The sequence below is a fragment of the Bradyrhizobium sp. HKCCYLR20261 genome (assembly GCF_051168435.1).
Taxonomy (GTDB): domain Bacteria; phylum Pseudomonadota; class Alphaproteobacteria; order Rhizobiales; family Xanthobacteraceae; genus Bradyrhizobium.
In genome coordinates this window covers 39,828-62,539 of sequence record NZ_JBNPUZ010000013.1, presented here as the reverse complement: position 1 = coordinate 62,539, position 22,712 = coordinate 39,828, and the positions used below count along the sequence as shown (strand labels likewise).

The 22,712-nt window shown below is 66.0% G+C and carries 16 protein-coding genes and 1 other RNA gene; 6 read left to right on the top strand and 11 right to left on the bottom strand.

Annotation, left to right across the window (positions count from 1 at the left end):
• Window positions 1–7: 7 nt before the first annotated feature.
• The 3 genes from ACQR1L_RS25350 to rsmH are packed head-to-tail and all read right to left on the bottom strand — an operon-like array spanning window position 8 to window position 3,144.
• On the bottom strand, window positions 8–1,756 hold the full coding sequence (locus ACQR1L_RS25350) for a peptidoglycan D,D-transpeptidase FtsI family protein (protein WP_434860638.1): 1,749 nt from the start codon (window positions 1,754–1,756) through the stop codon (window positions 8–10).
• Window positions 1,753–2,145: a cell division protein FtsL gene (ftsL, locus tag ACQR1L_RS25345; RefSeq protein WP_434860637.1), complete on the bottom strand. Its 393-nt coding sequence runs from the start codon at window positions 2,143–2,145 to the stop codon at window positions 1,753–1,755. Before ftsL ends, ACQR1L_RS25350 begins: the two co-directional genes overlap by 4 nt.
• A 3-nt stretch (window positions 2,146–2,148) precedes the next feature.
• On the bottom strand, window positions 2,149–3,144 hold the full coding sequence (rsmH, locus tag ACQR1L_RS25340) for a 16S rRNA (cytosine(1402)-N(4))-methyltransferase RsmH (RefSeq protein WP_434860636.1): 996 nt from the start codon (window positions 3,142–3,144) through the stop codon (window positions 2,149–2,151).
• 514 nt (window positions 3,145–3,658) lie between these two features.
• Between rsmH and ACQR1L_RS25335 the strand changes: the two genes are divergently transcribed.
• Window positions 3,659–4,507, top strand: coding sequence for a peptidoglycan recognition protein family protein (locus ACQR1L_RS25335; RefSeq protein ID WP_434860635.1), 849 nt, complete (start codon window positions 3,659–3,661; stop codon window positions 4,505–4,507).
• A 4-nt stretch (window positions 4,508–4,511) separates the two neighbouring features.
• On the opposite strand, the gene ACQR1L_RS25330 is transcribed toward ACQR1L_RS25335, so the two are convergent.
• Both ACQR1L_RS25330 and ACQR1L_RS25325 read right to left on the bottom strand, forming a co-directional pair.
• Window positions 4,512–5,759, bottom strand: coding sequence for an RNA polymerase sigma factor (locus ACQR1L_RS25330; protein WP_434860634.1), 1,248 nt, complete (start codon window positions 5,757–5,759; stop codon window positions 4,512–4,514).
• A 22-nt stretch (window positions 5,760–5,781) separates the two neighbouring features.
• Window positions 5,782–6,135, bottom strand: a complete 354-nt coding sequence (locus ACQR1L_RS25325) for a YciI family protein (protein WP_434860633.1) — start codon at window positions 6,133–6,135, stop codon at window positions 5,782–5,784.
• A 139-nt stretch (window positions 6,136–6,274) separates the two neighbouring features.
• Between ACQR1L_RS25325 and rnpB the strand changes: the two genes are divergently transcribed.
• An RNA gene (rnpB, locus tag ACQR1L_RS25320) (RNase P RNA component class A) lies at window positions 6,275–6,700 on the top strand.
• A gap of 44 nt (window positions 6,701–6,744) precedes the next feature.
• Here rnpB and ACQR1L_RS25315 read toward each other — a convergent pair.
• The 3 genes from ACQR1L_RS25315 to ACQR1L_RS25305 form a co-directional block, all read right to left on the bottom strand.
• Window positions 6,745–8,562, bottom strand: coding sequence for an ABC transporter ATP-binding protein (locus ACQR1L_RS25315; protein ID WP_434860632.1), 1,818 nt, complete (start codon window positions 8,560–8,562; stop codon window positions 6,745–6,747).
• Window positions 8,563–8,879: 317 nt separating this feature from the next.
• Window positions 8,880–10,469 (bottom strand): DHA2 family efflux MFS transporter permease subunit, encoded by a 1,590-nt coding sequence (locus ACQR1L_RS25310; RefSeq protein ID WP_434860631.1) that lies wholly within the window; start codon window positions 10,467–10,469, stop codon window positions 8,880–8,882.
• Between the two features lie 234 nt (window positions 10,470–10,703).
• Window positions 10,704–12,020, bottom strand: coding sequence for an HlyD family efflux transporter periplasmic adaptor subunit (locus ACQR1L_RS25305; protein WP_434860630.1), 1,317 nt, complete (start codon window positions 12,018–12,020; stop codon window positions 10,704–10,706).
• A gap of 187 nt (window positions 12,021–12,207) precedes the next feature.
• Here ACQR1L_RS25305 and ACQR1L_RS25300 point away from each other — a divergent pair, with 187 nt between their 5' ends.
• From ACQR1L_RS25300 to ACQR1L_RS25290, 3 genes are all read left to right on the top strand, one after another.
• Entirely contained in the window at window positions 12,208–12,846 is a 639-nt protein-coding gene (locus tag ACQR1L_RS25300) for a TetR/AcrR family transcriptional regulator (protein WP_434860629.1), read from the top strand.
• Between the two features lie 729 nt (window positions 12,847–13,575).
• Entirely contained in the window at window positions 13,576–15,027 is a 1,452-nt protein-coding gene (tnpC, locus tag ACQR1L_RS25295; protein WP_434860628.1) for an IS66 family transposase, read from the top strand.
• Window positions 15,028–15,296: 269 nt separating this feature from the next.
• Window positions 15,297–16,466, top strand: coding sequence for an IS481 family transposase (locus ACQR1L_RS25290; protein WP_434859824.1), 1,170 nt, complete (start codon window positions 15,297–15,299; stop codon window positions 16,464–16,466).
• Between the two features lie 435 nt (window positions 16,467–16,901).
• Here ACQR1L_RS25290 and nikR read toward each other — a convergent pair whose 3' ends face one another.
• The gene (nikR, locus tag ACQR1L_RS25285; RefSeq protein ID WP_434860627.1) at window positions 16,902–17,393 is read right to left on the bottom strand and encodes a nickel-responsive transcriptional regulator NikR; all 492 of its coding nucleotides are present in this window, start codon (window positions 17,391–17,393) and stop codon (window positions 16,902–16,904) included.
• A 201-nt stretch (window positions 17,394–17,594) separates the two neighbouring features.
• Between nikR and ACQR1L_RS25280 the strand changes: the two genes are divergently transcribed.
• Entirely contained in the window at window positions 17,595–19,907 is a 2,313-nt protein-coding gene (locus ACQR1L_RS25280; protein ID WP_434860749.1) for a TonB-dependent receptor, read from the top strand.
• Between the two features lie 690 nt (window positions 19,908–20,597).
• Here the strand turns inward: ACQR1L_RS25280 and ACQR1L_RS25275 are convergent.
• Together ACQR1L_RS25275 and ACQR1L_RS25270 are read right to left on the bottom strand one after the other, a co-directional pair.
• Window positions 20,598–20,849 carry a hypothetical protein gene (locus tag ACQR1L_RS25275; protein ID WP_434860626.1) on the bottom strand — a complete coding sequence of 84 codons (252 nt, stop codon included), beginning with the start codon at window positions 20,847–20,849 and terminating at the stop codon, window positions 20,598–20,600.
• A 279-nt stretch (window positions 20,850–21,128) separates the two neighbouring features.
• Window positions 21,129–22,307, bottom strand: coding sequence for an extensin family protein (locus ACQR1L_RS25270; RefSeq protein ID WP_434860625.1), 1,179 nt, complete (start codon window positions 22,305–22,307; stop codon window positions 21,129–21,131).
• Window positions 22,308–22,712: the final 405 nt, after the last annotated feature.

Genomic DNA, 22,712 nt, shown 5'->3' with positions numbered 1-22,712 from the left:
CGACGGCTTACTGCGTCAGCCGCGATGCCGCAAGAATTTGGCGGTCGGACGGCGGCAGGTCGAAACGGGGCTCGATCCCCAGCAGCGGCCCGATCCGGGAGATCACATTGCCGGCCGTCGGCACCGCGTTCCAGCCGGAGGTGATGAAGCCGTAGGTTTCCTTCAGCGGCTGCGGCTCGTCCAGCATGATCAGGAGCTGGTATTTCGGCTTGTCGGCCGGGATCACTGCGGTGAAGAGGGTCAGCACCTTCTTCTTGGCATAGCGGCCGTTGATCACCTTCTCGGCGGTGCCGGTCTTGCCGCCGATGTAATAGCCCTTCACGTCGGCCTTGCGCGCGGTGCCGACCTCGGCGTTGAGACGCATGAGATAGCGCATCTTCTCCGAGGTTTCCGGCTTGATCACGCGCTTGGCGATCGCCATCGCCTCGGCCTCGGTCCGCTTCATGAAGGTCGGCGGGATCAGATAGCCGCCATTGACCAGCGCGCTCACGCCCATCACGCCCTGCAGCGGCGCCACGGCCATGCCGTGACCGAACGCGATCGTGACCGTGTTCAGCTCGGCCCAGCGCTTGGGCAGGATCGGCGAGGCGCTCTCCGGCAGCTCGGTGCGCAGCCGGTCGAACTGGCCCATCTTGCGCAGGAACGCCTTGTGGCCTTCCACGCCCTGCGTCAGCGCGATCCTGGCCGCGCCGACGTTGGACGAGAAGTAGAACACCTCCTTCATGTTGAGGAAGCGGCCCTTCGGCTCGTCGTCATGGATCGCGAACTTGCCGTAATGCAGCGGCCCGCGCGCATCCCACAGCGAGTTGAGATCATATTTGCCGGTGTCGAGCGCCATCGCCAGCGTGAACGCCTTGAAGGTCGAGCCCATCTCGTACACGCCCGTCGTCAGGCGGTTGATCCGATCCGGATCATGCGCCTCCTTCGGGTTGTTCGGATCGAAGTCCGGCAACGACACCATCGCGATGATCTCGCCGGTCCTGACGTTGACGACGAGACCGGAGGCGGCCTTGGTCTTGAACTTCTCCTTGGCCTTGAGCAGTTCGTCGCGCAGCGCATGCTCGACGCGCAGGTCGACCGAGAGTTCGATGGGCTTCTGCAGGCGGTCGGTGGCGAAGCCGGCGCGATGCAGGTCGGCGAGGCCCTGATTGTCGAGCCACTTCTCCATGCCCGCGATGCCCTGGTTGTCGATGTTCACCAGGCCGATCAGATGCGCCACCTCGTTGCCGGTCGGGTAGACGCGCTTGTTCTCGCGCAGGAAGCCGATGCCCGGCAGACCCAGCCGATGGATGTCCTGCTGCTGCTTGGGCGTCATCTCGCGCTTGAGCCAGACGAAGCCCTTGCGCGACATCAGGCGCTCGCGCACCTCGCTCGTATCGAGGTCGGGCAAGGTCCCGGTCAGCAGCTCGATCGCTTCGTCCTTGTCGATCAGCCGGCGCGGCTCGGCGAACAGGCTGGGCGTCTTGACGTCGGTGGCGAGCACGGTGCCGTTGCGATCGACGATGTCCGGTCGCGCGGTCGCGATGGCGTCCTGCTGCGCGGCACGGCGGGAGCTCGGACCGTCGGAGCCGACGGCGAACATCACAAGCCGGCCGCCGATGACGGCATAGACCGCGGCAAAGGCGATGATCGCAAGGCCGATACGCGCCCTCGCCTTGGCCGTGCGGTCGACATCGCGCCCATAGAGCAGCGTGCGCACCAGCCGTTGCCGCCAGGGCTCCTGCGGCTTCACTCCGGGCCGAAGCTGATCGGTCATTGTTGATCCTCCGGGCGACGCACCGATCCGGTCACGGGGGGCTCTTCATTGATCGCGTCGATCGCATCGATCATCGATCCGATCGGATCCGGATTGTCCGGCCGCGTGAAGCGCGGCGGCCGCTCCGGCAGGTTCTTCAAGCTGTCGTATTGCGTGGCGTTGAGCGGCTTCAGCGGCAGATGCCGCTCCACCAGCCCCTGGAGCCGAAGCGGCGCATCGAGCTTGGCCCATTCCGCGCGCAGGATCGCGATCGCTTCGCGCTGCTCGCGGATCTCCGCGCGCAATTGCAGCACGCGCTCGACCCGCGCCGTGGACTCCATCTTGATCCGATAGACATAGGCGGCCGCGAAGATGAGCGAGCAGATGACGACGAGGTGCAGGAGGCGCATCGGTCAGCCTCCCCGCAGGACGTCAGCCAGGCGAGGCCAAGGCGACGACGTCGAGGCGACATGCGGCGGCGCTGCCGTCCGCTGCGCTCCGCGCAGCTTGGCGGATCGCGCGCGGGGATTGGCTTCGATCTCCGCATCCGTGGCCACGATCGGCTTGCGGTGAAGCAGCTGGAAGCTCGGCTTCTCCTGCATGACCTCGGGCAAATGGCGCGAGCCGCCGCCAGTCTTGCTGCGCTCCGCAAGGAACAATTTGACGATACGATCTTCCAGCGAATGGAACGAGACAACGGCCAGCCGGCCGCCTGGCGGCAACAGGCGCTCGGCTGCCGACAGCGCCTGTTCGAGCTCGTCGAGTTCCTCGTTGACGAGGATACGCAACGCCTGGAACGTCCGGGTCGCCGGATGGATGTCGCCCGGCTTCGATCTCACCACGCGCGCGACGATGTCGGCCAGTTGCCGGGTCGTGGCGATCTGCTGCTCCTTGCGGGCGGCGACGATCGCCCGCGCGACCGCACGCGAGTGCCGTTCCTCGCCAAAGATATAGATGACATCGGCCAGAGCGCGCTCGGAGGCATGCGCGATGACATCGGCGGCGGTTGGTCCCGCACCGGCCATCCGCATGTCGAGCGGCCCATCGAACCGGAACGAAAAGCCGCGGGCCGCAGTATCGAGCTGCATCGACGAGACGCCGACATCCATCACGATGCCGTCCACGTGGGTGAGGCCCTGCTCTGCGCAGATCTCGGCGATCTGGGAAAAGCGATTCTCGATCAGGGTCAGGCGGCCGCCCGCTTCCGCGACCAGATCGGCGCCCGCTTCGACGGCCGTCCTGTCGCGATCGATTCCGATCACCCGCGTTCCCGGCACAGCCAGGATCAGCCTTGTGTAGCCGCCCGCGCCGAAGGTCGCGTCGACATAGGTCCCGCCCTCGCGGGCCGCGAGCAGCTCGACCGCCTCGGGGCCGAGCACGGGAACATGCCGCAGGTCGGCCGAACTCACGCGACAGCTCCGCACGGCTGCCGCGGTTCCAGATTGGCTGTGGTCGGCTGCGAGCCCATCGCGCCTTCGATCCTCGCACCCCGTCACTGTGCCAAGCCGTCGCCCCGCACGGTCGACGGCCAGCCCTGCAAAAGCCTGCACCCCGGCCCACGGATTGCGGGCCGGGGCGATCCTCGGTTCATCAACGCTCGCACGCTGCCGGATGCCCCCGACAGCGCTCGAACCCGTGATATCCCGTGCAGGACCTTGCATATGGCGGCTTGCCGTCCCGAAAGCCGGCTTGGCTCTTCACCACTTAGTAACGGCCTTTAGCGTTAACAAACCGTTGACGGTCTGTGGCGGATGTTAGGCAGCGGTTCACGCCTCTGTTTGGGGCCTCGAGCCGCGCGCGCGGCGCTCTGATCAATATGAGGGGCTCGCATGCGATTTCGATTGCGACTGGGACATGCAAAAGAGTAGTGCCTGCCCATATTCGATTTGAGCTATTTGCCTCGCCGCCTGCTTCGAGTGCTTCATGCCGAACTCAACAGACAAGCCCGAATCGAAGCGCCCTCGTGCGCTGCCGATCCCTAAGGGCGTCTCGGACCTGCCTGTTTTCACGCCAGACTCCTCGATCGCGTCGGACGTGATCCCGTCGGCGAATTTCGGTGAGCGCAAGGGCGGCCGCCAGCCGGACATGATCATCCTGCATTACACGGGCATGCCCGACGTGGAGGGCGCGATCACCAAGCTGTGCACCGCCGGCAGCGAGGTGTCGGCGCATTACGTCGTGCTCGAGGACGGACGCATCGTCCAATGCGTGCCGGAAGCGATGCGGGCCTGGCACGCCGGCCTTTCGTCCTGGGGCGGGGACGAGGACATCAATTCGTGTTCCATCGGCGTCGAGATCGTCAATCGCGGTCACGATTGGGGCTATCCGGACTTCCCGCCGCGCCAGATCGCGGCCGTCATCGCCCTGTGCCGCGGCATCATGCTCCGCCGCAACGTTCCGGCGCATCGCGTGCTCGGCCATTCCGACGTTGCGCCGTCGCGCAAGAAGGATCCCGGCGAGAAATTTCCGTGGCACTCCCTTGCCAATTCCGGAGTCGGCCATTGGGTGCAGCCGGCGGCGATCAGCAAGGGCGAGACCTTGAAGCTCGGCAGCATCGGCGATGACGTGAAAGGCCTGCAGAAGGCGCTGGCCAAATATGGCTACGGCGTGCCGATCACCGGCAAGTTCGACGGCATCACGATGGATGTGGTCACGGCGTTCCAGCGGCACTTTCGTCCTGAAAAGATCGACGGCATCGCCGACCGTTCGACGCTGTGGACGCTGCACGCGCTGCTGACCAGCCTGCCGGAAGAGGCCGCGCCGCGCGCCTGATTCGTCATGCAGCCCCCGCGTCGAGCTCACCGAGCCGGCGCGCGTAGAGGCGCTTGAGCGGCGCCAATTGCGTCGCTGCGCTCGCCTCGAGATAGGCATCGCGCGCCTCGTCGCGGCGATCGAGACGCCGCAACAGGTCCGCGCGCACGGCCGGCAGCAAATCGTATTGTTTCAGGCCGCCGCGCGCGGCGAGCGAATCAACCAGCGAGAGCGCGCGCGCCGGGCCGTCGACCATCGAGACGGCGGCCGCATGATTGAGCTCGATGACGGGCGACGGCGCAATCCGCAGCAGCACCTCGTAGAGGCCGACGATCTGGCGCCAGTCGGTGTGCTCGTAGCTTGGCGCCTGCGCATGGAGCGCGGCGATCGCCGCCTGGACCGTGTAGGGCTGCGGCCGCCCTCCGGCGATGAGTGCCTCTTCGACGAGCGCGAGTCCTTCGGCGATCTGGGCACGATTCCAGAGCGCGCGATCCTGCTCTTCCAGCAGCACGATGTCGCCGGACGAGTCGGTGCGACCGGCGCGGCGCGCATCATGCAGCAGCATCAAGGCGAGCAGACCCTTGACGTCGCGCGCGTCCGGCATCAGGGCAAGCACCAGCCGTCCCAGCCGGATCGCCTCATGCGCGAGATCATGGCGGATCAATTCGGGACCGGAGGTCGCCAGATAGCCTTCGGTGAACACGAGATAGATCACGGTCAGCACGCCGCGAAGGCGCTCGTCCAGCGCATCGCGTCCGGGTACCTCGTAGGGAATGCCGGCGAGGCGGATCTTCTGCTTGGCCCGCACCAGGCGCTGCGCCATGGCGTCCTCGCTGGCGAGAAAGGCACGAGCAACCTCGGCTGTTGTCAGGCCACAGACCGTGCGCAAGGTCAGCGCCACCTGCACCTCCGGCGCGAAGGACGGATGGCAGCAGGTGAAGATCAGCCGCAGCATGTCGTCGTCGAGATCGACGGGGCCGCCGTCGTCCTCGCCGACGGCGTCGCGCTCGATCGCATGCACGATCTCGGCTTCCTTGTCGCGGAAGTTGCGCTGCCGCCGGATGCGATCGATCGCCTTGTTGCGCGCAACGTTGACCAGCCACGCCCGCGGATTGGCGGGGACTTCGGGTCCCCGCCAAGCGAGAAGCGCCGTCGCGAACGCCTCCTGCAGCGCATCTTCGGCCAGATCGAAATCGCCGACGAGCCTGATCAGGGTCGCGAGCGCCCGGCCGGACTCGTCGCGGAACACTTTTTCGATGGCACCGGGCGTCATCTCGTCGGCCGCAGCGGTGGCTTCAATGATTGTACTGCCAGACCGGCCTGACCTCGATCGAGCCGAGGCGGGCGCCGGGAATCCGCGCGGCGATGCCGATCGCCTCGTCGATGTTCTTGGCCTCGATCATGTAGTAGCCGCCGAGCTGCTCGCGGGTCTCGGCGAACGGACCGTCGGTGGTCAGGATCTTGCCGTCGCGCACGCGCACCGTCGTCGACGTCGAGGTCGGCTGCAGCCGGTCACCGCCCTTGTAGTTTCCGCTCGATATGATCGATTGGGTGAAGCTCTGATATTCGGCGAGCATCTTGCCTTCGGCCTCCTTCTCCATCTTGGCGTATTCGACCTCGTTCAGATAGATCATCAACAGGTACTGCATCGGACTTGCTCCTCTCTTCGGCTGGATCGCCGACATCCAGTCGAACGGCAGCGACGCGAAACGACACGCCGAGCATAATATTTTCCGCCGGCATGGCGACGGCTTGACGTACCCGTCGAGAAGTCCCATTCAAGCCGCGTCAGTCGGCCGGACGGCCGCTCCGGCAGGTGCCGAAAGGCCGCCGGGGAGGAAAGTCCGGGCTCCATCGACATGCGGTGCCGGATAACGTCCGGCGGGGGCGACCCCAGGGACAGTGCCACAGAGAACGAACCGCTTCTTCCCGCAAGGGAGGCAGTAAGGGTGAAAAGGTGCGGTAAGAGCGCACCGCGGGGCCGGCAACGGAACCGGCATGGTAAACCCCACCGGGAGCAAAACCGAATAGGGACGGCCACGCGGAGACAATCGTTTCGACGATGACGTCCGCGGGAGCGATGTCAGGCTCGCCGTCCGGGTAGGTTGCCCGAGGTCTCGCGCAAGCGCGATCCCAGAGGAATGGCCGTCACGTATCGTCATGCGCAAGCCTGGCGGTGCCCTACAGAACCCGGCTTACAGGCCGGCTGATATGTTCATGAGGGGCTCGGCGCACAAGCGCCGGGCCCCTCGCCATTTCTAGCCCGCGGCGGAGAGCTGGCCGAACTCGGTGGCCTGGCGCTCGAACAGGCTGCGGTAGAGACCACCGGGCCGGCCGACCAGCGTGGCGTGATTGCCCTGCTCGACGATGCGGCCGCGGTCGAACACCAGGATGCGGTCGAGGCTGCGCACGGTCGCCAGCCGATGCGCGATCACGATCGCCGTCCGGCCCTTCATCAGCCGCTCCATCGCCTCCTGGATCAGCGCCTCCGACTCCGAGTCGAGGCTCGACGTCGCCTCGTCCAGGATCAGCACGCGCGCATCCGCCAGGAACGCCCGCGCCAGCGCCACCCGCTGCCGCTCGCCGCCCGACAGCTTGACGCCGCGCTCACCGACCAGGGTGCCGTAGCCCTTGGGCAGGCGCATGATGAACTCGTGCGCGTTCGCAAGTCGCGCCGCCTGCTCGATCTCGGCCTGGCTGGCGCCGGGGCGGCCATAGGCGATGTTCTCGGCGAGCGAGCGGTGGAACAGGATCGGCTCCTGCTGCACGATGGCGATCTGGCTGCGCAGCGAATCCTGTTTCGCGTGCGCAATGTCCTGCCCGTCGATCAGGATCCGGCCGCCGCTGACGTCGTACAGCCGCTGCACCAGCTTGACGAAGGTCGTCTTGCCGGAGCCGGAGCGCCCGACCAGCCCGATCCGCTCGCCCGGCCGGATGTCCACGGACAGCCGGTCGTACAGCGGGACGCGGTGGCCGCCATAGTGGAACGTCACCGCATCGAACACGATGTGCCCGCCGGTCACCGTCATCGCCTTGGCTCCCGCGGCATCGACGATGCCGATCGGCTCGCCATGGATCGCCACCAGCTCGTCCATGTCGTTGACCGCGCGCTGCAGGTTGTTGATGTGCATGCCGACGTCACGCAGGTAGGCATGGATCACGTAGTAGCTGGTCAGCACATAGGTGACGTCGCCCGGCGAAGCCCGGCCTGCCATCCACAGCAGCACGGCGCCGCCGATTACCGACGAGCGCAGGCACAGCAGCACGCCGAGCTGCACGGCTGCGGTCGTGTTGTAGCGCAGCCAGGTGCGGCTGACGCGCCGGGACCAGCGGTTGACGACGCGCATCAGCCGGCCGTCCTCGCGGGCCTCCGCCCCGAACGACTTCACCACCGCGTTGCAGCTGAGCGCATCCGCGAGCGTCCCGCCGACCTTGGTGTCCCAGGCATTGGAGATCCGCGCGGCGGGGGCGATGTAGCGGGTCGAGAACACGACCGTCATCGCCACGTACAGCACCGCGCCGACGGCGATCACCGCGCCGAGCGCGCCCCAGTGCAGGCCGAGCAGCACCATCGAGCCGAGCAGCACCGAGAGCGAGGGCAGCAGCGCCAGCAGGATGGTGTCGTTGTAGAGGTCGAGCGCCCACATGCCGCGGGTGATCTTGCGCACCGTCGAGCCTGCGAAGCTGTTGGCGTGCCAGTCGGTGGAGAAGCGCTGCACGCGCACGAACGCCTCCCGCGCCACATCGGACATGATGCGGAGCGTGAACGGCACGATCAGTTGCAGGCCGGACAATCGCAGCACGATCGAGGCGAAGCCGAGCGCGACGATGGCCGCGAACGCCACCACCGCCGCGTGCCGCGCATCGGCATTCGATGGGCCGAGCGTCAGCGCGTCGACGAGTTTGCCGGAGAATAGCGGCATGAACAGGTCGGCGGCGGTGGCGCCGAGCAGGCACACGGCGATGCCGAGGGTCATGCGCGGCTGCTTCAGCCAGTGGCGGGTCACGAACGGGATCACGACGCGGATGGCGGCGGGACGCTTGTCGGCCTTCAGGCCGGAGACGTTGAGGGTCATGGCATCATCCGGCCGCGCGCGCGGGCGCCAGGCCGGCTCCAAATGAAGCAGACGCGAGGCGACGCGCGGTCTGCGAATGATGAATCAGATTGTGGGAAGTACGGCGGCGCTCAATGCGAGCGGCGGAACACCAGGACCGGCATCGACCGTGCGGGCGTAGAGAGCACGAGGGTCGAAAGCGCGAGCATCGACCGGGTGCAAACGGTCTGCAGATGCGATGTAGTCATGCAGATCTCCCCGGTTCGAGCGACAATTCGTGGTCCATACCATCGATGGTACGATTTGGCAACCCGCGGTCGTCGCGCGGGCCGCTCACGTCAATGTGCGTCGCCGCCGCCGGCCATCGGCGAGCTCGGCTTGTTGAGCAGCAGCACCATGAAGCTGAGCGCGATGTAGAAGCAGGTCAGCATGAAGAACGCGTCGCCATAACCCATCACCACGGCTTGGCGATGCACGATCTGCGAGAGTTGCTTCATCGCCATGACAGCGGAATCGCCCATGCCCTGCAGCTTCTGCTGCAGCATGTTGAGCGTCTCGACCGCGGTGGCGTTGCCCCAGTTCACGCGCTCGTGCAGGCGCGAGATGTGCAGGTCGGTGCGGTCGTTCAGCACCTGGTTGATGATCGCAAGCCCGACGGCGCCGCCAAGATTGCGCATCAAATTGAATAGGCCGGAGGCGTTCTTGACGCGGTCCGGCGCCAAGGTGCCGAGTGCGATGTTGTTGGTCGGCACCATCGCGCACATCATGCCGACGCCACGCATCACCTGCGGCACGAACAGCTCCCAGAAGTCGTAGTCGCGGGTGATGCCGGTCATCTGGTAGGAGCCGATCGCGAAGATGACGAGGCCGAAGGCGATGATCAGCCGCATGTCGATCTTCACCATCAGTCGGCCGACCACCGGCGCCATCAGGAACATCACCACGCCGGAGACGAACATCGTCTCGCCGATCATCAGCGCACTATAGCCGCGGACCTCGGCAAGGTAGCGCGGATAGATGTAGGTCAGGCCGTAGAGGCCGATGCCGATGCAGAATTGCAGGAGGCAGCCGACGGCGAAATTACGGTTGCCGAAGGCGTAGAGGTCGACGATCGGCTCCTCCGCCGTCAGCACCCGCCAGAAGAAGCCGATCGCGGACACCGCGCACACTGCGGCGAAGATCGCCACCGACGTGTCCTGCAGCCACTCATATTGCGGCCCCTCCTCCAGCACATATTCGAGCGAGCCGAGGAAGCCGGCCATGAACAGGAGGCCCCACCAGTCGAAGCGCTCCAGCAGCTCGAAATGCGGCTCGTCGAAATCGACCAGCGCCAGCACGCCGATGGTGATCAGGATGCCCGGCGGGATGTTGACGAAGAACAGCCAGTGCCACGACATCGCGTCGGTGATGTAGCCGCCGACGGTCGGGCCGACGGTCGGCGCCAAGGTCGCGACCAGGCCGATGATCGGGCCGACGATGTGGAACTTGGAGCGCGGAAACACCGTGTAGGCCGAGGCGAACACGGTCGGGATCATGCCGGCGCCGAGGAAACCCTGCAGCGCGCGCCACAGGATCATCTGCTCGATCGACGAGGCGAAGCCGCACAGGAAGCTGGAGATGGTGAAGCCGGCGGCCGAGATCGCGAACAACAGCCGCGTGCCGAGCGCGCGCGACAGAAAACCGGACAGCGGAATCGCGATCACTTCGGCGATCAGATAGGCGGTCTGCACCCACGACACTTCGCTGGAGCTCGCCGACAGGCCGGCCTGAATCTCGGTCAGCGACGCCGACACGATCTGGATGTCCAGGATCGACATGAACATGCCGAACACCATGATCAGGAACGCGATCAGCCTGCGCGGCGCGATGCGGTCCGACGGCGCCGCGGGCGCGCTCATGGTGGGGTTGGCTGTGGTGGCGGTGGCCATGGTCTAATCAGTCCGCTGGAGTCGATGACCGCGCCGGGCAAATGGTGCGCTCCCCTCCCCCTTGCGGGGAGGGGTAGGGGGTGGGGGTCCCCAACGGCGGTGTCGCCCGGAGCCCCCCACCCCGACCCTCCCCCGCAAGGGGGGAGGGAGCTCACTGCCGATGCCGAAGCAGCTTCGTTCAACATCAACTGCAGAATCGATCTATCTGCAGCCCTCAGTCATTCGCCGTACTAACTACTTCCCCTGCACCGTCGCCGGTGCGTCGAGGTCGCCATCATTGTCCGCATCCTTGGCGCCGTCGGTCGTATCCACCGTGACGTAGACCGACATGCCGGCACGCAGCAGGTTCTGGCGCGCGACGTCCTTCGGCACGCGGATGCGGACCGGCAGGCGCTGCACGATCTTGGTGAAGTTGCCCGTCGCGTTGTCCGGCGGCAGCAAGGTGAACACCGAGCCCGCGGCCGGCGAGATGCTGTCGACCGCGCCCTTGAAGCCGCGCGCGCCATAGGCATCGACCTTGATCGTCACCGGCTGGCCGGCACGGATGCGCTTGAGCTGGGTTTCCTTGAAGTTCGCGTCGATGAAGACATCATCCAGCGGCACGACGTTGCCGAGCCGCTGGCCGACCGCGACGAAATCGCCGGTGTTGACGAGGCGGTTGGCGAAAGTGCCGTCGACCGGCGCGCGCACGGTTGCGAATTCGAGATCGCGCTCGGCCTTGGCGAGCGAAGTCTTCAGCTCGGCGAGCTGCGCCTCTGCCTCCGTCTGCTGCGCCTTGGTGACCTCGACATTGTCGCGCGCGGCATCGAACGCGGCGCGGGCGGCGCGCACGGCGGCCAGGCCCTGGTCGCGCGCGGCCTCCGACTGCTCGAAGGTCGCATGCGAGGCAAAACCCTTGGTGCTCAGCGCCTGCTGGCGCTCATAGTCGAGCCCGGCGCGCTTCATCGCGGCTTCCGACGAGGTCAGATTGGCCTGCGCCTGCTCCACCGCGCTCTGCTGCGCGGCGACCTGGCGGCCGATCCGGGCGATGGTCGCTTCCTGGGTCGCGATCTTGGCGCGCGCGGCATCGACCGCGATCTTGTAGTCACCGTCGTCGATGCGGAAGATCACGTCGCCCTTGCGCACCACCGAATTGTCGCGCGGCACGATCTCATGGATGTGGCCGGAGACGCGCGCGCCGAGCATGGTGTTGTTGGCGCGGACATAGGAATCGTCGGTCGAGACCATGAAGCGGCCGACCAGGAAATAATGCGTGGCGTAGCCGGCTGCGGCGAGCGCCAGCAGCAGGCCGATGCCGGCGAGGACGCGCTTGCGCTTACCGGATTTCGGCGGCGCGACTGTCGAGGCCTCGGGCTTCTGTCCCCCGGGAGCACCCGCCGGCGCCGCGGGCCGTTCGGCCGGCGCTTCGATGGTGACCTCGGCTGACGTGTCGAGTTTGCGCGACGCCGCTTCGCTGGACTGCGGACGGGCCGCCTCAGGCTTGGCCTGGCTTGGCGTACTCTCCGCCTCGGGCCGGCGTGTCCGCACAGCCTGTTCCCTCGCTGCAGCCATCACAGACTCCCACCCAAGGCAACGGGGCCGCTTCGCCCCAAAGAAACCGACCGAACCGTTCGGTCAATTTGATCTCTATCATTGACCGAACCGTTCGGTCAATCTATATCTTCGCGACCGCAACATACTCGCTCACGTCCTGTCGCGACGTTGCCTCGACGGGCTTTTTCGGGAACAGCCTGAACCAATGATTGAGGGCGACCACACCACACCCCCGGTGACGCAGGACGAGGATTCCTCGAAGCGGCGCCAGATCCTCGACGGCGCCCGCAAGGTCTTCATGGACCTCGGCTTCGACGGCGCCAGCATGGGCGAGATCGCGCGCGCGGCCGGCGTCTCCAAGGGCACGCTCTACGTCTATTTCGCCGACAAATTCCGACTGTTCGAGGCGATCGTCGAGGAGGAGACGGTTCATCGCGGCGCCTCGAACTTCAGCTTCGACCCGGCGCGGGATGCCGCCACCGTGCTGTACGAGTTCGGCTCGGCCTGGATCGCGGTGGTGTGCCGGCCGGGCGGCGGTTCGGCCATTCGGACCGTGATGGCGATCGCCGAGCGGATGCCGGAGGTCGGGCGGCGCTATTATGATTGCGTGCTCGAGGGCACTATCAACCGGCTGGCGGCCTATCTGCAGGCCCGCGTCGAGGCGAAGGAGCTCGCCATCGACGACTGCCATCTCGCCGCCTCGCAATTCCAGTTGATGTGCCAGGCCACCCTGTTCCTGCCCTTCATCTTCCAGGGCGCGCCGGCGCCGGCGCCGGAGGATGTCCACCGCGTGGTCTCGAGCGCCGTGCGGATGTTCATCGCCACTTACGGCATCAAGAACTGAGCCATTGCCGGCGGCGCTGAAGCACGCAGCTGTGTCGGTCACCATCACGTCTGTCAAAGACATGCATTCTCCTTCTCGCGGCAGGTGACGCCCGAGCTTTGCCATCAGATCCCCCTCACCAATGACCCTCGTTGTGATCGGAGGGCGCAGGGAAGGCCGGGCGCTGGCCGCGCCCGTGGCCCGCCTGCGGAAAAAAATGCAGGCGGCAGGTACCACAGGTCTGGCCGAGAACACCCGGCCTTCCCTGCGCGATGGGTTGACGGATTATACGCAGTCTCCCCGGTGTCCGGGCTTGTTAGCCACCGTCATCCGCGCGACGCTTTCAACGTCGCCTACGAACTTGACGCCAGCATCGGGGCGCCAGGACCCTACGACTTCACCGTCCTGCCGGTCGCGTTCGTCCGCTCGCGATTCCAGCGCGCTGCGCGCCGACAGGCCACCGCTCCCCACCTCCAACGCTCGTGACGACCGCGAAACGTCCCTCTTCGATCGAGGCGGGATGGGGAGAGAAAAACATGGAATTCGGAAAAATGGAAGGTGATTATTTTTACGCGGGGGACTGGACAGGGCAAATCAGCTTGATGGGACTGCGGAAATGAGTTTCTGCGCGCACGCCTTTTCGGTGGCTCGCAAATGTCCCTCCGCCGTCATTGCGAGCGAAGCGGTAACTGCCCAGGTGTCCGTCTGTATCGCTTGACTGGCCACATGTGTTTGTGAGTCAAGGTATGGATGAAGCTGCCGTACGCTTTGTCCGTTGATTCGCTGCTGGTCCTGATCGGGGAGCTGCAGGCGCGCAACGCGCTGCTGGAACAGCAGAACGCGTTGCTGTTGACCCGTGTGGCCGATCTGGAGCGCCGACTTGGCCTGGATAGCTCCAACAGCAGCAAGCCGCCTTCGAGCGATGGGCCGGGCCAGGGTCCTCGCCGGACGCGCAGCCTTCGTGAGCGAGGGGTGAGGAAGCCCGGCGGCCAGCCTGGTCATCCCGGCAAACACCTGAAGCGGTCGGAACAGGTCGATCATACGATCATCCACCGGCCTGCCACGTGCGGACACTGCCAAGCCGCGCTGGGCGAGGAGCCGCTGGACCTTGTCGACCGCCGTCAGGTGTTCGATCTGCCGGCGCCGAGACCGCTGCTCGTCACGGAGCATCAGCGTTATCGCTGCAGATGCAGCGGCTGTGGCGCGGTCACGACGGGATCGTTTCCTCCGGAGGTCAGGGCGCCGGTGCAATATGGCGCACGATTGTCCGCCGTCGTGACGTATCTGTCGGCCGGACAGTTCCTGCCGGAAGATCGTTTGGGGCAAGTCCTTACCGATCTGTTTGGCGTGACCGTTTCGGCCGGCACGATTGGGCAGATGATCGCCCGTGCCGCCAGCCGGACGCAGGCCTTCGCCGCGGCGGTCTGCGAAGAGATCCGCCGGGCACCGGTCAAGCACCTGGATGAGACCGGGTTTTGGGTGGGTGCCACGCCGCAATGGCTGCATGTCGCAGGCACCGCCGGGAGCAATGGGCTGGTGCACTATCGCGTCTCCCGCAGGCGAGGTGAGGTGCTGACGCAAGCGGCGCATATCGTGATGCACGATCACTGGACATCCTACTTCCAGATGCCGGGCGTCACCCATGCGCTGTGCAATGCGCATCATCTGCGCGAGTTGACGGCGCTGGTCGACATCGATGGCGAGGCCTGGGCCCGGCGCATGCGCACCCTGCTTCGCAAGCTGTGCCACGAGGTCAATCTGGCGCTCGAGCGTCCAGCCGGCCAGACAGGTGCGCTGCCTCCCGACAAAATCCGTGCCGCCGAACGGCAGTATGACCGCATCATCCGCGACGGCATCGCTTGGCACAAGGCGCTTCCCGAGTTGTCTCGCAACGTCAAACGCGGGCGGATCAGACGGCGCACCGGCCATAATCTCCTGTTGCGCCTCGAGCTGCATAAAGCCGCCGTGCTGCTGTTCCTGCGCAACCCAGCCGTACCATTTACCAACAACGAGGCCGAGCGCGATGCTCGCATGATGAAGTTGCGGCAGAAGATCTCCGGCGGCTTTCGCACCTCACAAGGTGCCGACAATTTCGCAACGCTCCGAACCCTGATCGGCACCGCACGAAAGCGCGGATGGAACATGCTCGAAACATTGACCCTATGCCCAACACAGCTCATCCATACAATCCGCCTTGCTTGACAGAGCGGCGACCTGGGTAGTTACGCGAAGCGAAGCAATCCAGGGGCGTCACCCGCGACTCTGGATTGCTTCCGCCGTCGCCCTGCGGGCTCTGGCGGACAAGTCGTCGCTTGCGCTCCTCGCAATGACGATTGGGGCATGCTGCGCCCTCCCCCCTCAACCGTCATCGCCCGGCTTGATGTTCAGCCCGGATACATCACCGACAGGTGTTCGGAGACATAGCCGACACGTCATAATGCAAGGATTTGGCGGTTTGGGAGGCCAAGTCCATGCCCTGGCGCGAGGTGTCGGTAATGGAACAGAGGCGGGAGTTCGTGCGGCTTGCACTGCAGGAAGGGGCCAACCGGCGCGATCTGTGCCGGCGCTTCGGCATTCATCCCTCCACGGGTTACAAGTGGATCCAGCGTAAGCAGGCCAGTCAGGAGCTGATCGAACGATCGCGCCGGCCGCGTACGAGCCCGGCGCGCACTGCTGCCGAGCTCGAGGAGCGCATCCTTGCCGTCAGGGATGCTCATCCTGCGTGGGGGGCACGCAAGATCGCGAGCTGTCTGGAACGGGCCGGTCACAGTTCGCCAGCGCTGTCGACCATTCACGAAATCCTGCGCCGGACCGGTCGGATCGTGCCCGCGCCAGGTGGCCCGCCGGCCACGGAGCGCTTCGAGATGTCGGCTCCAAACCTGCTGTGGCAGATGGATTTCAAAGGTTGGGTTCGGGTCGGCAACAACGTGCAATGCCATCCCTTGACCGTGCTGGACGACTACTCGCGCTTCGATCTGTGCCTGCAGGCCTGCGCCGATCAACGCGATGAGACCGTGCGCGACAGGCTGCGGACGACGTTCCGTCATTATGGCTTGCCGGACGCCGTCTTCGTCGACAACGGCTCGCCGTGGTCGGATTCGTCCGGCGAACATTGGACGAGATTCTCTGTCTGGCTGCTCAAGCTCGGTGTCTCGGTGATCCGCAGCCGTCCCTACCATCCACAGAGCCGGGGCAAGGACGAACGCTTCCATCGCACGCTCAATGCAGAAGTGTTTGCCTTGCGCTGCTTCCGCAATCTGACAGCAGCACAAGACGCCTTCGATGCCTGGCGGGAGGTCTACAACTTCGAGCGCCCCCATGAGGCACTCAATCAGCAGGTACCGGCGAGCCGCTACCGGCCGAGCCCGCGAATGATGCCGGATCGCCTGCCTTCGCCAGAATACGACAGCACCGAGACTGTTCGTTCCGTGTCCACCACAAAGTCCTATGTCCACTTCAAAGGCCGTCTGTGGAAGGTCCCACAAGCCTTTGGAGGCGAACGTCTGGCCATCAGGCCCCTCTCCGTCGATGGCCAATACGGAGTCTTCTTCGCTGCCCATCAAGTCGCGACGATCAACTTGACGAATGGCAAAAGTGTCGGTGATGTCCCCGAACAGGTGTCGGCTATCTCCCCGGGCTAAACACTTGACCGGGCGATCCAGTACTCCGAGACGGCTGTGATAGCGCCGAGAAGCCGCGGCGTACTGGATACCCGCTTTCGCTGGTGTGACGGCGGAGTGTGGGGCGAGCCGCACGCCCCAAATCCAGTGTCATCCCGGGCAAGGCCGCCAACGCGACAGCGTTGGTGGTCGCCGACCCGGGATCCATACGCCCGTGCCGGTCGTGGCTGGGCACCATGTAGCGGCCAGCGTGCCTCAACCCACGCCCTGTGGTTATGGATCCCGGATCGGCGCGCGCGTGACCGCGCGCTTGTCCGGGACGACAGGGGAGGACTGAGTTGGCAGCGCGGGCATGACGGCGGAGTGCACCGTAAGCAACCGAGACACCGCGGTGGGCACGGCGCGCGAGGGACCAAATTCTATCAGCAGCATCGGGGCGCGCCTTTGCCCACCCTCCTACTTCTTCCCGCTCTTCGTCGTGTGGGAATGCGAGTGGCTGTGGCTGCTGCTATGGCTGTGCGAATGGCTGTGCCCATGCCCCGCCGCCGGCTCGATCGGCATCAGCGCGACGTGACCGTGGCGGACGCCGCGTTCGGCGATGACGTGGTCGGCGAAGGCCTTGACCTCACGGCGCTCGCCCTTGAGCACGGTGACCTCGAGGCAGCTCTCCTGGTCGATGTGGACGTGGAGCGTCGCCTGCGCCAGCCCGGAATGGTCGTGCGCCTCCTGCGTCAGGCGCTTCGGCAGTTCGCGCGCGGCGTGGTCGTAAACGTAGCTCAGTGTCGCGATGCAGGGGCGGGTGTCGCTGGCGCCGGTGTCGGCGCTCTCCAGGCCGCTGCGCAGGAGGTCGCGAAACGCCTCGGAGCGGTTGTCGTAGCCGCGCCGTTCCATGAAGGCATCGACCTCCGCGAGCAGATCGTCGTCGATGGTGATCGTCAGGCGCTGCATGCATCGTCTCCCGGCGGCAACACTGTTTCATGAGCTTGATGTTGAGTATGATGTTTGCTCGTTGACATCATACTGGTGTCACCGTAGCGTTCTTTAACACTCGACAGTGGGGCGATCCAAGCGAGCGTGCCGGCGGCCAATGAGGGCTGGCGGCGAACGACGTCGCGTGCCCCGATGATGAGATCGAGGCGCGTGGCGACGATGCGGTGGCGTGGAGCGAGTGTTTGGGTGCTGATGGCGGCCTTGCTGCAGCAGGCGGAGGCACATCCCGAGCGCGCTCCGGCCGAGTTGCCCACCGTCGCCGTCGATGCGCCGAAGCACCCCGCCAAGCCGAAACCGCAGGCGAGGCGCGAAGCGCAGCGGCCGAAGCCCGGCACCGTCCGTCCCGCCGCAGGCCTCGTCCCTGCCGCGGCGGCGGCTCCGCCCTCGGGCGCGCCCAATGTCGGCTCCGGCCCGGGGCGCCCGCAGAGCATGGCGAGCGAGACCGTCATCACCGGCGGCGACATCAACGCCCGGCCGGCGACGCGGCCCGGCGAGGTGCTGGAAGCCGTGCCCGGCCTGATCGTCACGCAGCATTCCGGCGAAGGCAAAGCCAACCAGTATTTTCTGCGCGGCTACAATCTCGACCACGGCACCGATCTGGCGCTGTTCGTGGACGACGTGCCGGTCAACATGCGCACCCATGCGCATGGCCAGGGCTATGCCGACCTCAACTGGCTGATGCCGGAGACGATCGGCCGCGTCGACGTCCGCAAGGGGCCCTACTTCGCCGACGAAGGCGACTTCGCCTCGGTGGGCAGCGTGCATATCGGGCTGGTCGACACCGTGCCGAAGGCGATTGCGCAGATGACCGCGGGCAGCTTCGGCTATCGCCGCTTCTTCGGCATGGACTCCGTGCATGTCGGCGACGGCCATTTGCTGATCGCGGGCGAAGCCGGCCGCTATGACGGGCCGTGGACGACGCCCGACGACGCCAAGAAGCTCAACGGCCTGATGCGCTACTCGCAGGGCACAGCGACCGACGGCATCTCGATCACCGGCATGGCCTATGCGAACCGCTGGACGTCGACCGACCAGGTGCCGGAGCGCGCTCTCACCTCCGGCCTGCTCGGCCGCTACGATGCGATCGATCCCAGCGACGGCGGCAAGACCAACCGCTTCGCGCTATCCGGCCGGATCGCGGGGACCGATGAATCCGGCTCGTGGAAGGCCAACGCCTATGTCGTGAAGAGCCAGCTCGATCTCTACAACAACTTCACCTACGCGCTGCGCGATCCCGTCAATGGCGATCAGTTCCACCAGCATGACGATCGGCTGATGATCGGCGCCAATGCGTCCCGGACGTTCAACGGCAGTTTCGCCGGGCGGCCGATGGAGACCACCTTCGGTGTCCAGACGCGCTATGACGACATCGCGCTGGCGCTCAGCTACACGGCGCAACGCAACTATCTGAGCCCCGTGCGCAGCGACAAGGTCGGCGAAGGCAGCATCGGGCTCTATGCCGAGAACACCGTGCGCTGGACCGACTGGCTGCGCACCACCGTCGGCTATCGCGGCGACACCTACCAGACCCACGTTTTCTCGCTGTATAACGGCAACAACACCGGCGATGCGGCGGCGAACCTCGGCAGCCCGAAGTTTCGCATGGTGATCGGGCCGTTCGAGAAGACCGAGTTCTTCCTCGGCGCCGGCTATGGCATGCACAGCAACGACGCCCGCGGCGCCACCACCACGGACGATCCGACGGCGCCGGGCAGCCGGATCGAATCGTCGCCGCTGCTGGTGCGCACCAAAGGCGCCGAGGTCGGCGTGCGCACGCGGATCATTCCGGGGCTCGACTCGTCGCTCAGCGTATTCATGCTCAACCAGGACTCGGAAATCCTGTTTTCTGGCGATGCCGGCAACACCGAGGCGAGCCGGCCGAGCCGCCGCTACGGCTTCGAACTGACCAACCGCTATCGGCCGGCCTCCTGGATCGACATCGACGCCGATCTTGCGATGACGCATGCGCGCTTCGTCGGCGACAACACCGACCAGGCCGACGCCTACGCGCAGCTCGTCGCCGCCGGCGCGCCGGCCGAGGTGCTGCGCGGCAATGCGCCCGGCAACTACATCCCCAACGCGCCCGCGATGATCGCCTCCGCCGGAATCACGCTGGGGGAACAGACCGGCTGGTTCGGCGGCTTGCGCTGGCGTTATCTCGGATCCACGCCGCTCACCGAGGACAACTTCTTCCGCTCGACCGCCACCAGCGTTTTCAACGGCCGCATCGGCTTCCGCGACGCCAATGGCTGGCGCATCCAGCTCGACGTTCTGAACCTGCTCAACACCAAGGCCAACCAGATCTCCTACGGCTACGGCTCGCTGCTGCGGACCGACCAGCTCTACCAGGCATGCTACGGCAGCACGCCCACGGGCGTGCCGGCGCAAATCTGCCAGACCGGAATCATGGACCGCATCCTCCACCCGATCGAGCCGCTGACGTTCAGGGTGACGGTGGCTGGGACGTTCTAGAACGCGTTCGTCATAGCCGCGGATCGTTCCCTCGGCCGCATGTCGTTGCTCCGATCTTCGATCGAGGCACACGCTCGCCGCACGAACGGTGCGCTCCCCTCCCCCTTGCGGGGAGGGGTCGGGGGTGGGGGTCCACGAACTCCGCTGCCGATGATGAGCCCCGGCCCTATTCACATGCACGTCGCGCTATCGCCGCGCTTACAGGTGACAGCATCACAAGGGTGCCACTCACTAAGTTCGGCGCCCGGAGACCCCCACCCCCAACCCCTCCCCGCAAGGGGGAGGGGAGCTCACCGTCGCCTTGGCGAAGAGCTCGGCTTCGTGAGGAGAAGAGCTCTGACTGATAAGGAGTCGACTTAGGCAGCTCGAAGCGATGCTGATGAAGATCGATGTCCACGTGGCAGCGACGGTGCGCTCCCTCTCCCCGTTCTTCACGGGGAGAGGGTCGGGGTGAGGGGCAGCGGCACGGGTGGTGTGAATGGCGGTCTCCAACAGTCCTTGCCAAGCCGAAGCAAGACAACTGCATCACCGAAGACTTAGGATGGCGGGGAATTGAACTCATTACTTGCTCCGTCCGTGTGGCTGCCCCTCACCCCAGCCCTCTCCCCGTAAAGAACGGGGAGAGGGAGCGCATCGCGCTCGCTGCTAGAGGGCAGCTAACCAGGCGAGACCATACAAGCCCGCAGCTCGTCACCCGCACAACGGCGGGCCGTCCGCGACGATAGCGATCTCGAACTCGAGATCGTCCCCGCTGAAGTCGTCGCAGGCCTCCCTCTCCGGCTGCACCCGCCACGGGATCGGCTTCGGCGGCAGCAGCGCCAGTCGCTCGGCATCGGCCACGGCGCGGCGGGCGGTCTTGAGCGAGCGGCACACCAGCACGGGATGCTCCTCGGTGCTGACCTCGAAGCCCGCGCCAATCGCCCTGATGCGATACGATGCCATCTCCACCACTCCCACTCCGGCAGCAAACCAGAACCCCGCGCGCCTTGTTCCTGGCGAGTGTGGCAGGTCTAGTGTCGGCCAATGGCGGACGAATGGGATGGTGAACGGACCGTTAACCCTGATCTCGCGCTGGTGACGATGACGTGCCGGAGCGGGACATGCACGGCTTTGCGCCTGACCGAGGCGCGAGAAATCCACAGCGGCGCACAGGAAGGGGAATGGCGAGTAGCGAATAGGGCAAGGAGCGAAGACGGGAGATCCCTATTCGCCACTCGCCTCTCAGTAATCCCGGTACTCGTCTTCCTCGTTGATCAACTGCCCGATCGACTTGGGCTGCTTGCGCGAGGCGATCGAGCTGGTCACGTCGGGATCGCGCTGGCCGTAGCCGTAGCGGCGCTGCTGGGCGCGGGCGGCGACCGTCTCGCCGGATTGCGCGGCAGGCTGGCAGATCAGCCGGCGGCTGGCGCGGCGCATCAGGTCCACATGGATGTGGTCGTAGTGATAGACGTTCGAGCCCGGCGCGAGCACGGTGGTGAACTGCTGGCAGGCCCCGCCCTGGATGTCGCGCAGAAAGCCCTGCTCTTCCGGCAGACCGATCCAGCCGTCCTTGACGGTGATGCGGCGGCCGTCAGAGAGGATGAAGGCCGAGATGTCGAGCGCGTTGCCGAAGGCGTGCTCGGAGATGTGCGCGCTCGGATTGCCGTTCATGCCGCGGCAGGAATAGGCCGAGATCTGCTTGATCTCGACCACGCGCTGGCCGAACCAGCGCTGCGCCGCCGGCTGCACCGATTCCGCGAGCCAGCGATCGAGCGCCGAGACGATCGGACAGGCCAGCGTCGCGGTCGGCTTCACCGCCACCGGGCCGGTGGTGCCGACCGGATCGCGCGAGGGCCCGAGCCGCGGCGGGGGCTCCTGCTGCGGATACGCGGTGCGCGGCGCCGGCTGGCCTCGATACGGCGCGGCGGGATACGACCTGTCGGCCGGCAGGTTGACGTCATCCTCGCCGGCGGGCGGCTCGAGCTGCAGCGGCGCGCCGGGCGCTGCGCCATAGCCCGGCTGGGCCGGTGCCGCGGGATAGCCAGCATTCGACGGCGGATAGACCGGCGGCGGCTGATAGGTCGACGACGGATAGTTTTGCGGCTGCTTGTTGATCGGCCAGCGCGGCTGGCCGCCGATCGATCCCGGCGGACGCAGGCTCTCGTCGGCGAAGCCATAGCTCGCGGTCGCTTCGCCGAGCGCCGCCACCTTCAACGGATAGTCGGCGCCGCACATGCCGGGGCCGGAGATCGGATCGATGCGGACGATGTCCGCGCTCTCCTTCACCGCTCCTGATTTCAGGCAGGCGATCTCGGCCTCGGCCCGCCACGGCTCGCGCTCCTGGAAGAATCCACGGCCGCAACCCGCAAGCGAAACAAGGACGATGGAGCCGACGAGATACAAACGAACTCCGCGCGTCATGTGCAGAGGTTTGCGGCAATTTGCTTAAGGAGCTGTCAACGTCGTCTGTTCACGGCGCGGAAACCATCGTGGCGCGCGAGCTGATCGAAACCTGCGCAAGCGGCAGCGCCGCTGTCTTTTCTGCCGCTGCAGACAGGTTAATCTCCGCCGCAGTCCGAAAACGCTGAGAACGGGAGCCGTGTCATGACCCCTGCCGGTCGGTGGAGCACGATGGTCGCGTATGCTGCGTTTGCCTTCGTTGGCGCAATCGTGATCGGGCTGGTCTAGGAGCCGCAGCGCGTGACGCGCGCGCGTCCGGCCGGCGTCGCCCGCTCGGCGGACGCGACGGTGACCTGCGTCACAGATCGGCGGGTCTCAGCCCCTTAAAAGTTCCCTCAGGTTCACGACGCCGCCCCGAGGGAGCTC

Coding starts and splice junctions, on each gene's coding strand:
- ACQR1L_RS25300 (WP_434860629.1), top strand. CDS start 12,208: ATGATTGAGGGCGACCACACCACACCCCCGGTGACGCAGGACGAGGAT.
- ACQR1L_RS25335 (WP_434860635.1), top strand. CDS start 3,659: ATGCCGAACTCAACAGACAAGCCCGAATCGAAGCGCCCTCGTGCGCTG.
- ACQR1L_RS25290 (WP_434859824.1), top strand. CDS start 15,297: ATGCCCTGGCGCGAGGTGTCGGTAATGGAACAGAGGCGGGAGTTCGTG.
- ACQR1L_RS25310 (WP_434860631.1), bottom strand. CDS start 10,469: ATGGCCACCGCCACCACAGCCAACCCCACCATGAGCGCGCCCGCGGCG.
- ACQR1L_RS25270 (WP_434860625.1), bottom strand. CDS start 22,307: ATGACGCGCGGAGTTCGTTTGTATCTCGTCGGCTCCATCGTCCTTGTT.
- ACQR1L_RS25350 (WP_434860638.1), bottom strand. CDS start 1,756: ATGACCGATCAGCTTCGGCCCGGAGTGAAGCCGCAGGAGCCCTGGCGG.
- ACQR1L_RS25305 (WP_434860630.1), bottom strand. CDS start 12,020: ATGGCTGCAGCGAGGGAACAGGCTGTGCGGACACGCCGGCCCGAGGCG.
- ftsL (WP_434860637.1), bottom strand. CDS start 2,145: ATGCGCCTCCTGCACCTCGTCGTCATCTGCTCGCTCATCTTCGCGGCC.
- nikR (WP_434860627.1), bottom strand. CDS start 17,393: ATGCAGCGCCTGACGATCACCATCGACGACGATCTGCTCGCGGAGGTC.
- ACQR1L_RS25280 (WP_434860749.1), top strand. CDS start 17,595: ATGCGGTGGCGTGGAGCGAGTGTTTGGGTGCTGATGGCGGCCTTGCTG.
- ACQR1L_RS25275 (WP_434860626.1), bottom strand. CDS start 20,849: ATGGCATCGTATCGCATCAGGGCGATTGGCGCGGGCTTCGAGGTCAGC.
- tnpC (WP_434860628.1), top strand. CDS start 13,576: ATGAAGCTGCCGTACGCTTTGTCCGTTGATTCGCTGCTGGTCCTGATC.
- ACQR1L_RS25325 (WP_434860633.1), bottom strand. CDS start 6,135: ATGCAGTACCTGTTGATGATCTATCTGAACGAGGTCGAATACGCCAAG.
- ACQR1L_RS25315 (WP_434860632.1), bottom strand. CDS start 8,562: ATGACCCTCAACGTCTCCGGCCTGAAGGCCGACAAGCGTCCCGCCGCC.
- ACQR1L_RS25330 (WP_434860634.1), bottom strand. CDS start 5,759: ATGACGCCCGGTGCCATCGAAAAAGTGTTCCGCGACGAGTCCGGCCGG.